The organism is Frankia sp. AgB1.9, from assembly GCF_016786355.1.
Classification (GTDB): Bacteria; Actinomycetota; Actinomycetes; order Frankiales; family Frankiaceae; genus Pseudofrankia.
In genome coordinates this window covers 110,019-121,949 of record NZ_JADWYX010000009.1, presented here as the reverse complement: position 1 = coordinate 121,949, position 11,931 = coordinate 110,019, and the positions used below count along the sequence as shown (strand labels likewise).

11 protein-coding genes are annotated in these 11,931 nt (G+C 72.0%); 10 read left to right on the top strand and 1 reads right to left on the bottom strand.

What is annotated here, in order from left to right:
* Positions 1–51: 51 nt before the first annotated feature.
* On the bottom strand, positions 52–1,353 hold the full coding sequence (locus tag I6A60_RS05345) for an ABC transporter substrate-binding protein (protein WP_203015830.1): 1,302 nt from the start codon (positions 1,351–1,353) through the stop codon (positions 52–54).
* Positions 1,354–1,705: 352 nt separating this feature from the next.
* On the opposite strand from I6A60_RS05345, the gene I6A60_RS05340 reads away from it, so the two are divergent.
* The 10 genes from I6A60_RS05340 (at position 1,706) to I6A60_RS05295 (ending at position 11,812) form a co-directional block, all read left to right on the top strand.
* Positions 1,706–2,917: a CaiB/BaiF CoA-transferase family protein gene (locus I6A60_RS05340; protein WP_203015829.1), complete on the top strand. Its 1,212-nt coding sequence runs from the start codon at positions 1,706–1,708 to the stop codon at positions 2,915–2,917.
* Positions 2,914–3,357, top strand: a complete 444-nt coding sequence (locus I6A60_RS05335) for a Zn-ribbon domain-containing OB-fold protein (protein WP_203015828.1) — start codon at positions 2,914–2,916, stop codon at positions 3,355–3,357. Before I6A60_RS05340 ends, I6A60_RS05335 begins: the two co-directional genes overlap by 4 nt.
* On the top strand, positions 3,354–4,568 hold the full coding sequence (locus tag I6A60_RS05330; protein ID WP_203015824.1) for a thiolase family protein: 1,215 nt from the start codon (positions 3,354–3,356) through the stop codon (positions 4,566–4,568). The genes I6A60_RS05335 and I6A60_RS05330 overlap by 4 nt, the downstream gene beginning before the upstream one ends.
* Positions 4,568–6,037, top strand: coding sequence for an aldehyde dehydrogenase family protein (locus I6A60_RS05325; protein ID WP_203015822.1), 1,470 nt, complete (start codon positions 4,568–4,570; stop codon positions 6,035–6,037). Before I6A60_RS05330 ends, I6A60_RS05325 begins: the two co-directional genes overlap by 1 nt.
* Positions 6,038–6,078: 41 nt before the next feature.
* The gene (locus tag I6A60_RS05320) at positions 6,079–7,287 is read left to right on the top strand and encodes an amidohydrolase family protein (protein WP_203015821.1); all 1,209 of its coding nucleotides are present in this window, start codon (positions 6,079–6,081) and stop codon (positions 7,285–7,287) included.
* Positions 7,288–7,506: a ferredoxin gene (locus tag I6A60_RS05315; protein ID WP_203015820.1), complete on the top strand. Its 219-nt coding sequence runs from the start codon at positions 7,288–7,290 to the stop codon at positions 7,504–7,506.
* The gene (locus tag I6A60_RS05310) at positions 7,503–8,750 is read left to right on the top strand and encodes a cytochrome P450 (RefSeq protein ID WP_203015819.1); all 1,248 of its coding nucleotides are present in this window, start codon (positions 7,503–7,505) and stop codon (positions 8,748–8,750) included. The genes I6A60_RS05315 and I6A60_RS05310 overlap by 4 nt, the downstream gene beginning before the upstream one ends.
* A 49-nt stretch (positions 8,751–8,799) precedes the next feature.
* Positions 8,800–9,234: a nitroreductase family deazaflavin-dependent oxidoreductase gene (locus I6A60_RS05305; RefSeq protein ID WP_203015817.1), complete on the top strand. Its 435-nt coding sequence runs from the start codon at positions 8,800–8,802 to the stop codon at positions 9,232–9,234.
* A gap of 20 nt (positions 9,235–9,254) precedes the next feature.
* Positions 9,255–9,980, top strand: a complete 726-nt coding sequence (locus tag I6A60_RS05300) for a TetR/AcrR family transcriptional regulator (protein ID WP_203015815.1) — start codon at positions 9,255–9,257, stop codon at positions 9,978–9,980.
* Positions 9,981–10,159: 179 nt separating this feature from the next.
* Positions 10,160–11,812 (top strand): AMP-binding protein, encoded by a 1,653-nt coding sequence (locus I6A60_RS05295; RefSeq protein WP_203015813.1) that lies wholly within the window; start codon positions 10,160–10,162, stop codon positions 11,810–11,812.
* The last annotated feature ends 119 nt before the right edge of the window (positions 11,813–11,931 follow it).

Genomic DNA, 11,931 nt, shown 5'->3' with positions numbered 1-11,931 from the left:
GGTTCGGCGGGCGCCGAACCGATGGCCGGGCCAAGGTCGGTCCTTGGCCAGCTAGGCGCCGGCGACCGCGTACGCCGTCGGCTGGCCCTTGCCGTCGAGGGTGGTGATCAGGCCGCCGCTGACGCAGGATGCCGGCGAGGCCGGGACCGCCGTGCCGCCGCACTGGAACTGCTGGCCACCCGAGCCGGGCAGCTCCGTCTTCTTCATCGCCTTGATCGCGGCGTTGACCGTCGCGGGCGTGACGTCGCCGGTGAGGCCCGCGAGGCCGGCCTGCAGCCCGGCGACCGCCATGAAGGTGTTGAGCCCGGCGATCTTGCTGGTGTCGATGCCCTTGCCGTACGTCGCGGAGACGGTGTTGAACAGGGTGGTCGACGGGTTGTCCGTGCCGAGCGGGGCCGTGGCGGCGACGTTGATGCCCTTGAGCACGCTGCCGGAGACGGCGGTGCGCGTCGCGTCGGTGATGCACTGCACGATGGCGGAGATCGGGCCGGTGAACCCGACCGCCTTCAGGCCGTTGAGCGCGCTGATGCAGAACGAGTCGTTGCCCAGGATGAAGACCTCGCCGCCACCGGCCGCGATCGGCTGCATCTGGGGCGTCATGTCGGCCGTGCCCGGGGCGATGGCGACCATCTTGAAGTCGATGCCCGCCTTCTTGAAGGTCGCGGGCGCGCTGGCCTCCAGGACGCCCTTCGCGGCCGGCACGTCGATCACCACCGCGGTCACCTTCTTGGCGCCCGCCTTCTTGGCGAGCTCCAGCGGGAGCCCGATGACCCCGAAGTTCGGGTCGGCGAGCACGTACGTGCTCTTGGCGTCGCCGAGCAGCGCGGGGGTGCTGGCCGAGTAGAGGACCACCGGCACGCCCGCGTCGTGCAGCGGGGTCCAGGCGCTCTCCTGCGCGGCGACGCCGCCGACGACCACGGCGACGGCGTTCTGCTCGATCATCTGGTTGGCGCAGTCGGCTGTCTTGGCGGGATCGGAGAGCGCCTCGCAGGTCACCAGCTGGATCGGCCGGCCGGCGATGCCGGAGCGGTGCTCGTTGAGGTAGCCCACGGTGGCCTTGGCGACGTCGAACTCGACGGACTGGTCGATGATCGGCGACTTCCCGTCCGAGATGATCCCGATCTTCACCGGGGCGCCGGCGGCCTTCGCCACCGGGCCCAGCACGTTCGCCGCCGGCGCCGCGCTGGTGGCGCCGCCCGCCGGCGAGCCGGTGGAACCGCCGCTGCCGCAGGCGGACACCAGCAGCAGGCCCGCGGCCAGCCCGCCGGCCAGGGCGCCTAAGCGGACCGCGCCCTGGCGCGCCGCCGCGCGCCTGCGCAGTCCTGAGCCAGGACAGGAACCGTCATGCCACATGGGCGAGTACCTCGCTTCACTGGTTCGTTCGTCACGAATCAAGATTGAAAATCGCGGTGATCACGCGTGAGTCGTCTGCTCCCGCCGCCCGGGCTGGCGGGCTGGCGGTGCCGGGACCTGGGACGCAGGCTGCCTGGCTGGCTGTGAGGAGGATCGCAACACCTTGGCGAGAAGTCAACGTTCTACCTAAAACGAGATTGGGTCTTCCCAAAGCAGATGCTGACGTCCTACAGTCGGCCCGTCGTGTCGCGACGCCGACCGCGGTCCGCCTCCACCGGCTGACACGACGCCCGGGTCTCCGGTGCCGGCCGCTCGGCCGAGGCCGAAATGATCAAGAAGAGGAGGTGCTCGCGTGGCGAAGGGTGCATTCGACGGCTTACGCGTCGTCGAGCTCGCCCAGTGGGTGTTCGTGCCCGTCGCCGGTGCGCTGCTGGCGGACTGGGGAGCCGACGTGATCCGGGTCGAGCGGCCCGAGGGCGACCCGTACCGCGCGCTCGCCACCCAGGGCATCGGCACCGACGGTGGCGGGGTGAACCTCTCCGTCGCCCTGGCCAACCGGGGCAAGCGCTCGGTCGCGCTGGACCTGCGCACCGAGGCCGGCCGCGCGGCCCTCGACCGGCTGCTGGACACGGCCGACGTCTTCCTCACCAGCTTCCGGCCCGGCGCCCTGGAGCGCCTCGGCCTCGGCCCGGACGAGCTCACCGCGCGTTACCCCCAGCTCGTCTACGCCCGCGGACACGGCTTCGGCGCCCGCGGGCCCGGAGCCGACCGGCCCGGCTACGACTCGTCGGCCTTCTGGGCGCAGGGCGGGATGGCGCACGTCCTGACCCCGCCGGACCGGGACGCCCCGATCGGCCAGCGCGGCGCGATCGGCGACCGCAACGGCGCGATGGCCCTGGCGTTCGGGATCGCCACCGCGCTGCTGGCACGGGAGCGAACCGGCGAGGGCTCCGTCGTCGACGTCTCGCTGCTCGCCACCGCGATGTGGACGCTGTCCTCGGACGTCCTGTCGGCGCTGGCCGGTGGGAGGCCGCGGGCCACGACCGGGCGGCAGGCCTACGTCAACCCGCTGGTCGGGGCCTACCGGACCAGCGACGGGCGGCACATCCAGCTCGTCTTCCTGGAGTCCGACCGCTACTGGGCCGGCTTCTGCCGCCTCGTCGGCCGCGACGACCTCGCCGCCGACCCGCGCTTCGCCGACCTGCGCGCCCGCGCCGAGAACCGGGATGCCTGCGTCGACGCCCTCGAGGCCGAGTTCGCCACCCGGACCTTCGCCGAGTGGAAGGAGCTGCTCGGCCGGATCGACGCGCCGTGGGCCCCCATGCAGGCCGTCGAGGAGCTGCTCACCGACCCGCAGGTGCTCGCCAACGACTACCTCGGCCAGGTCGAGGTGGACGGCGGGCCGAGCTACTCGCTGCCGAACGTGCCCGTGCAGTTCAACGGCCGGCCCGCGGACCTGCGGCGCGCCCCGGAACACGGCGAGGACACCGAGACGGTCCTGCTGGACCTGGGCTACACCTGGGAGCAGATCGCCGAGCTCAAGGATGCCGGAGCGATCCCGTGACGAGCCCGGCCGAAGCGCTCCCGGGCCGGCCGCTCCCGGTCCCGGACGAGCGGTCGTCCGCCTACTGGGACGCGGCGAGCCGGCACGTGCTGACCGTCGCCCGCTGCGCCCGCTGCCGGACGTTCGTGCACCCGCCCGACCAGGTCTGCCCGGCCTGCGGGAGCTCCGACCCCGGCTTCGCGTTCGAGGCGGTCAGCGGCACCGGCGTCGTGCGTTCCTGGACGGTGGTCCGCCAGTCGTTCCTGCCCGGGTTCGCCGCCGACGTGCCGTTCGTCCTCGTCGACGTCGAGCTCGCCGAACAGCCCGAGCTGCGCCTGATCGGCCGCCTTCTCGACGGGCCCGCGGCGAAGCTCCGGCTCGGCGCCGGAGTCGCGGCGGCGTTCGAGGACGTCGCTCCCGGCGTCGCGATACCGGCCTTCCGGCTGTTGGAGGCCTCATGAGCCGCCCGTCCGGCGGCGGCGTCGCGATCGTCGGCTACGCGCACAGCCAGGTGTGGCGCCACGCGCCCCGCCCGCTGGGAGCCGTCGCCGTCGACACGGCCCGCGCGGCGATCACCGACGCGGGCCTCAAGCCCGACGACATCGACGGGTTCGCCACCGCCGCGCTGTTCCCGACCGCCGGGGCACACGCCGTCGAGGACGGGGTCAGCACGGTTACGGCGCAGTGGCTCGCCGACCACCTGGGCGTCACGCCCCGGTACGCGGCCGGGTTCCAGGGCATCGGGCAGCTGCCCGGCGCCCTGGCCCTGGCGGTGGGGGCCATCGCCAGCGGCGCCGCCGACTACGTTCTGCTGCACCGGGCGCTGCACAACCCGCCGGGCCGCTACCACGGCAACCCGATGCGGACCGCCGCGGGCAGCCAGCAGTGGACCGCTCCGCAGGGCTTCTTCGGGCCGCTCGCGATGATCGCGCTGCCATACAACGAGTACCTCCAGCGGTACGGCGCCAGCCGGGATGCGATGGCGACCGTCGTCGCGGAGGCCCGCAAGAACGGCGCCCGCATCCCGTGGTCCTACTGGCACGGGAAGCCGCTCAGCAGGGACGAGTACCTGTCCGCGCCGATGATCAACGACCCGGTCTGCCGCTACGACTGCGACCTGCCGGTCGACGGCGTGGCCGCGTTCGTCCTGACGTCCGCCGAGCGGGCCCGCGACCTGCCGCACCGACCCGTCCACGTCGCCGGGCTGGCGTTCGCCGCGCCGCCGCGCCCTCGGCTGCCGCTGCACTGGCCGCTCGACGACATCATGGCGGCCGGCGCCGGTCTGGCCGACCGGCTGTGGGCGTCGGCCGGGGTCGGACCGGACGAGGTCGACCTGCCCCAGCTCTACGACGGCTTCTCGCCGTTCGTCTACTTCTGGCTCGAGGCGCTGGGGCTGTGCCCGGTCGGCGAGGCGCACCGCTTCGTCCAGGACGGCCGGATCGACAGCGACCGGCCGGACGGCCTGCCCGTGCTCTCCGGCGGCGGAGCGCTGGGGAACGGCCGGATGCACGGCCTCCCGCAGATGCTCGAGTGCTACCTGCAGCTGTCCGGCCGCGCGGGGGAGCGTCAACGGGAGCGGGCGACGGTCGGCGTCGCCTGCCAGTCCTCGCCCCACTTCGGCGGCGCGGTCGTCTACACCACCGAGCCGACAAGGGAAAGGAGTCGGTCCTGATGACGGAGATCCTCGCCGAGCGGCGCTCGTACGTCGCGGGCAGCTGGGTTGACGCCGACGAGACGTTCGACGTGGAGAACCCCGCCGACGAGACCACCGTGGCGAGCCTCGCCGCGGCGTCACCAGCGGACGTCGAACGGGCGATCCTCGCGGCGCGGAGCAGCTTCGACGCCGGAACGTGGGCCGACACCCCGGCGGCGCAGCGTGCTCGCGTCCTGCACGCGCTGATCGACCACATCGAGAGCCGCCACGCGCCGCTGGTCGCCACTATGGTCGCTGAGGCTGGCCAGCCGACCTTCTTCGCGGAGTTCGCGCAGTACCAGGCCGGGATCGCGCTGGCCCGCGCCACCATCGACCTGTACCTCTCGATGCCGCACGAGCAGGCCAGCCCCGTTCCGCTCGACGAGCTGGTCCGCGGCGGGGTCAAGGCCAGCGTGCGCCGCCACGAGCCGGTCGGCGTGGTCTCGGCGATCACCCCGTACAACGGCGCGATCATCATGGCGTTCCAGAAGGTGATCCCGGCGCTGCTGGCCGGCAACTCGGTCGTGCTGCGGCCCAGCCCGCTGACGCCGATCTCCTCGCTGGTCTTCGGCGCCGCCGCGCAGGCCGCCGACCTGCCGCCCGGCGTGCTCAGCGTCGTGGTCGAGGAGGGCTCGGCCGGCGCCGAGCTGCTCACCAGCCATCCCGCCGTCGACATGGTGTCGTTCACCGGCTCCACCGCCGTCGGCCGGCGCATCCTCGCCCAGGCCGCGCCGACCGTGAAGCGGGTCGCGCTGGAGCTCGGCGGGAAGTCGGCGCAGATCTACCTGCCCGACGCGGTGGACCGGGTCGCCGCCGGCGCCGCGGCCGTGGTCGCGATGACCTCGGGCCAGGCCTGCGTCGCCGCGACCCGCATCGTCGTGCCCGCCGACCGCAAGGACGAGGTGGTCGAGACGGTGTCCCGCGCCTACGCGGCCCTGGTGGTCGGCCCGCCGACCGATCCGAAGGCCACGATGGGCCCGCTCATCAACGACGCGGCCCGCGCGCGCTGCGCCCACTTCGTCGCCGCCGCCGAGCGGCACGGCGGCAAGGTCGCGCTCGGCGGCGGCCGCCCCGCCGGGCTGGAGCGGGGCTACTACGTCGAGCCGACCGTGCTCGACCTGCCGGACAACAGCAATCCGGCGGCCCAGGAGGAGATCTTCGGCCCGGTCGTCAGCGTGCTCGGCTACCGCGACCTCGACGACGCGGTCCGGATCGCCAACGACAGCCCCTACGGCCTGTCCGGCCAGGTCTACGGCGCCGACGTGGCTGCGGCGACCGCCGTCGCCCGCCGGCTGCGCACCGGCGCCGTCAACGTCAACACCGGCCTGTTCAGCGCCTACGCCCCGAGCGGCGGCTACAAGCAGAGCGGCCTCGGGCGCGAGCGCGGGCCGGACGGCATCCGGGCCTTCCAGGAGGTCAAGCACATCGCCATCGGCGAGCTGCGCTGACACCCGCGCGCCCGCCGACCCGTACCGAAGAAGGAGGAAGCATGACCGCGGACCTGAACCTCGACTGGCTGATCTCGGTCGACGACCACGTCCTGGAGCCGCCGAACCTGTGGACCGACCGGGTCGCGTCCAAGGACCGCGACCGGGCGCCGCACATGGAGTTCGACGACAAGGGCATGGACTACTGGGTCTATGACGGCAAGCGGTTCCCCAGCTCAGGACTGTCCGCCGTCGCGGGCAAGTCCAAGGAGGAGTTCTCGCCCGAGCCGCTGCCCTACAGCGAGATGCGGCCCGGCTGCTACGACTCGCTGGCCCGGCTGGAGGACATGAACCAGGCCGGGATTCTCGCGTCGCTGTGCTTCCCGACCATCACCCGGTTCTGCGGTCAGCTGTTCATGGAGGCCTCCGACCGCGACTTCGGCCTGGTCTGCCTGAAGGCCTACAACGACTGGATGATCGAGGAATGGTGCGGGGTCGCCCCCGGCCGCTACATCCCGCTGGTCCTGATCCCGCTGTGGGACCCGAAGCTCGCCGTCGCCGAGTTGGAGCGCTGCGCGGCCAAGGGTGCCACCACGTTCGCGTTCTCGGAGAACCCCGAGCCGCTGGGCCTGCCGACCATTCACGACCCGTCCGGTTACTGGGACCCGGTCATGGCGGCGGCCAACGACCTGGAAATGGTCGCCTCGATGCACGTCGGGTCGTCGTCGCAGGTCCCGAAGATCGCGTCGAACGCCCCGTTCCTGGCGAACCTGACCTGGGGCGCGATGCGCACCTCCGGCGCGATGCTCTCCTGGCTGTTCTCCGGCATGTTCCAGCGCTACCCGAAGCTGAAGATCGCCCTGTCCGAGGGTGAGATCGGCTGGATGCCGTACTACCTGGAGCGCGCGGAGCAGGTCCTGGACAAGCAGCGCTACTGGGTCCAGCGCGGCGCGACGTTCATGGACCACGGCGGGTCAAAGGGCGTCGACCTGGACACGCTCGACGTGCGCGCCACGTTCCGCGACCACATCTACGGCTGCTTCATCGAGGACCACCACGGCATCGCCAGCCTCGCCGAGATCGGCGAGGACAACATCATGTGCGAGACCGACTACCCGCATTCCGACTCGACCTGGCCCAACTGCATCCAGACCGTCAAGAGCATCATCAGCCACCTGCCGGCCGAGACCCAGTACAAGCTGCTGCGCGGCAACGCCGAGAAGCTGTACCGCTTCACCCCGGCCGCCCCGCCTGTGCTGGCGAGGACCTGAATGGCCGGCGGTGCCGCGACGATCGCGGTCGACCGGGCGCGCTGCGTCGGCAGCGGGATGTGCGTCGTCTACGCCCCCGACACCTTCACCCATGACGAGGAGGCCAAGGTCGTCGTGCTCGATCCGCTCGGCGATCCGGCCGAGGTGGTCGAAAGCGCGGTTGAGGCGTGCCCGACCGGAGCGCTGACCCTCGTGACGGCCGGCGAGGTGGGCGGATGACCGCGACGCAGAGCCTGGACCGCGGCCGGCTCAAGGAGCTGTTCGACCTGCGCAGCAGCTACAACGCGGGAATGGGCGGCGACTTCGAGGCTGACCCGTACCCCGTCTGGGAGCGGCTGCGGGCGCAGGCGCCGGTGCACGAGGGCACCGTCCACAAGCTGACCGGCTATCCCGGGGAGGCGTTCTTCCAGGGACTGCCGTTCCCGGACCGGCAGCATTTCTCCGTGTTCGGTTTCGCCGCGTGCGACGCCGCGTTCCGTGACGAGGAGACCTTCGCGTCCTCGCCCGTGGCGGTCGACCCCACAGGCCAGTCCGCGGGCGTCGAGAACAGCCTCATCTCGATGAACGGGGCGCAGCATCGGCGCTACCGCGCACTCGTCCAGCCGTCCTTCCTGCCCGCGAAAAGCGGGTGGTGGATCAACAACTGGATCGAGGAGACGGTTCACCTGTTGATCGACGGCTTCGCGGCCGACGGCCGGGCCGAGCTGAACGTCGACTTCTGCGCGGCGATACCCATCCTGACGATCACCAGCAGCTTCGGCATTCCGGTCGAGCAGGCACTGATCATCCGGGAGTGGCTGTCGCAGCCGGCGAAGATCGTCGGAATGCTCGCCCCCATCGTCGCGGCCCGGCGCGAGTCGCCGCAGGACGACCTGATCAGCGTGCTGGTCCAGGCGGAGCTGCCGGACGAGAACGGCGTCACGCACCGGCTCTCGGATGTCGAGATCTACTCGTTCGCCATTCTGCTGCTGCTCGCGGGCTCCGGGACCACCTGGAAGCAGATGGGCATCGTGCTGACCGCGCTGCTGGAGCGCCCGGAGCTTCTCGCGGCCGTGCGCGCCGACCGCCGGCTCCTGCGACCGGCGATCGAGGAGGCGATCCGGTGGACGCCGACCGACCCGATGTTCTCCCGGTTCGTCGCCAGGGACACCGACTTCTACGGCACCCACCTGCCGAAGGGATCGGTCCTGCACCTGTGCGTCGCCGCGGCGAACCGGGACCCGGCCCGCTGGGAGCGCCCCGACGAGTTCGACATCCACCGGCCGATGCAGCGTTCGCTCGGTTTCGGCGGCGGAATGCACATCTGCCTGGGAATGCACGTCGCGCGGGCGGAGATGACGGTAGGCATCGGGGCCGTACTCGACCGGCTGCCGAACCTGCGGCTCGATCCGGACGCGTCCGCGCCGCGGGTGATCGGGATGTACGAGCGGGGCGCGACCGAGATTCCCGTGCTGTTCGGCTGACACGGCTGTTCGGCTGACACAGCGACGGATTACCAGAGAGGCACCAGCCATGAGCACACCGGGCTACCAGCCCCCTGATCTCGTCCTTGTCGGCCCGGAGCACGTGCGGCGCTACCGGGAGACCGACGGCGAGGTTGGCTATGAGTGGAACGGCGTCCGGATCCTGCTGCTGACGACCACCGGGCGCAGGAGCGGCGAGGCCCGCACCTCGGCGCTCATCTTCGCCCAGGACGGCGACGACTACCTGGTCGTGGCCTCGCAGGGCGGCGCGCCCCAGCACCCCAACTGGTACCACAACCTGCTCGCGACGCCCGAGGCCGAGATCCAGGTCCGGGCCGAGCGGCTGGCGGTCCGTGCCACGACGGCCTCCGAGGCGGACAAGCCACGCCTGTGGGAGATCGTGACCAAGGCCTGGCCGAACTACGACACCTACCAGTCCCGAACGGAGCGGCCCATCCCGGTGGTGGTGCTGTCGCCGGTCTGAGCACGGGTAACGTTCCCGCTATGGCCTGGGCAGATCGCGCCGCCGACCGTTCCCCGGTCGTGCACCGCAGCCGCTCGCGCAGCATCCAGCAGACGCGCGACATGGTCGACGCCGCCCGCCGGCTGATCGCCGCCAAGGGCTCCTCCTTCACGACCCAGGAGCTCATCAAAGAGGCCGGCGTGGCCATGCAGACCTTCTACCGGCACTTCGCGGGGAAGGACCAGCTGCTGCTCGCCGTCATCGAGGACATGGTCGCGGAGAACTCCGAACGCTACGCGCAGGCCGCCAGCGAGCTGCCCGACCCGTTGTCCCGGCTGCGTTACTACCTCGGCGCGATCGTGTCCGGGCTGTCCGGCGACCTGTCCGGCGCCCGCTTCGTGACCTCCGAGCACTGGCGGCTGCGTGAGCGCTTCCCCGACGAGATCGTCACCGCCGACCAGCCCTTCGTCGACCTGATCGAACGTGAGCTGCGGGCAGCCCAGGACGCCGGGCTGCTCCCACCGACCGACACCGCGCGCGACGCCGGAATGGTGGCCCGGGTCGCGATGTCCGTCTTCCACCACTACGCGTTCGCGCCCGGGGGCTGGTCCCCCGAGGACCTCGGCGAATACCTCTGGGAGTTCTGCCTCGGCGGCATCAGCCGCTCGGACATCCCGCGGCTGAACGCCATGCTCCACGGCACGACCGGCACACCCGGGGTCGCCGGCGACACCGCCGCCGACGAGCGACACACCCCTACCCACTAGCCACTCGATCCCTCGGCCGACGCCGACGCGCCGCGCCCGAGTCCTCGGCCCCGCCCCACGGGGCGCTTCCGCACGGCGGCGACGCCTTTGGCGTGCGCGCGCCGCCGCCGCTCCCGCGCGTCCCCACCGCGTTTTCGCCAGGCCGTCATCCGCGGCGCCGCCGGTCCCAAGGAGACCCCATGTCAGCACACCGATGGCCGGCCCGGCCCGTGCCGAGCGAGCTCACCGCCGAGTGGCGGGCGGCCGGCCTCTGGGACGACACGACGCTCGGCGTGAAGATCGACAAGGCGCTGCGCGAGCACGCCGAGCAGGAGTTCCACGTCCACTCGCTCGAACGGCCCTGGAAGGGGACCTACGGCGAGCTGCGGGAGCGGGCACTCGCGGTGGCCGGCGAGCTGGACGCCCGCGGTGTACGCCCGGGCGACGCGGTCGCCTTCCAGCTGCCCAACTGGTCCGAGGCCGCCGTCGTCTTCTACGCGGCCTCGTTCCTGGGCGCCGTCGTCGTGCCGGTCGTGCACTTCTACGGCGTCAAGGAGGTCTCCTACATCCTGCGCCGCACGGAGGCGGTCGCGTTCGTCACCGCCGCCCGGTTCGGCAGGCGCGACTTCCTCGCGGACCTGCCGAAGTCCGTCGACGGCGCCGCGTCCCTCAAGGTCGTCGCCGTCGTCGGCGCGGCCGACGGCCCGCTGCCCGCGGGCGCCGTCCCGTTCGACGCGCTGACGGCCGGCCCCGCGCTGGCCGGCCCGGTCGACACCGACCCCGACGGTCCGGCCGTCGTCGCCTTCACCTCGGGCACGACCGCCGACCCGAAGGGCGTCGTGCACTCCCACAACACCCTCACCGCCGAGCTCATCCAGCTCCACGACATGGACGCGGGCAGTGGCCGGCCGTCGCTGATCGGCGCTCCGGTGGGCCACTTCATGGGGATGCTCGGCGGGCTCCTGCTGCCGGCCGTGCACGACATGCCCGTGCACCTGATCGACGTCTGGGACCCCGCGCGGGTGCTGTCCACGATGCTGACCTGGGGCCTGTCGGCCGGGTCCGGCTCGACGTTCTTCCTCACGAGCCTGCTCGACCACCCCGACTTCACCGCCGACCACCTGCGCCTCATCCGCAGCGTCGGCCTCGGCGGGTCTGCCGTGCCGGCGGCCGTCGCGGAGCGGGCGACCGCGGCCGGCATCTCGGTGCTGCGCAGCTACGGCGCGACCGAACACCCGTCGATCACCGGCTCGAAGCACGAGCACGACGCTCATTCGAGACTGCGCACCGACGGCCGGCCGATGACCGGCGTCGAGATCAGGCTGCTCGACGACGACGGCCAGCCGGTCCCGGTGGGCGTGCCCGGGGAGATCTGGTCGCGCGGGCCGGACTGCTGCATCGGCTACACCGACCCGGAGCTCACGGCGCGTGCCTTCGACGCCGACGGCTGGTACCGCACCGAGGACGTCGGCGTGCTCGACGCCCAGGGCTGCCTGACGATCACCGACCGCAAGAAGGACATCATCATCCGCGGCGGCGAGAACGTCAGCGCGGCCGAGGTCGAGGAACTCCTGATGCAGGTTGTCCCCGGCCTCCTGGAGGTCGCGGTCATCTCGATCCCGGACGCCCGGCTCGGCGAGAAGGTCGGCGCCGTGCTGCGGATGGCGCCCGGGACTCCCGCGCCCAGCCTCGACGCCGTGCGCGTGTGGCTCACCAACGCCGGTCTCGGCCGCCAGAAGCTGCCCGAGCGCCTCGACGCGGTCGACGACTTCCCGCGCACCTCCACGGCAAAGATCATCAAGGCCGAGCTCCGCCGCCAAATCGCCACCGCGGCAACTGGCGCCGCCAGCTAGCCCCGAAAACCGACATGATCGCCGTTTCGGTCCTCCCGTGGTCGCGATATGACCCGCTTCACGACCACGGGAGGGCCAGAACGGCGATCATCGGCCGGGCCGACGTCGCGATCGCGGCC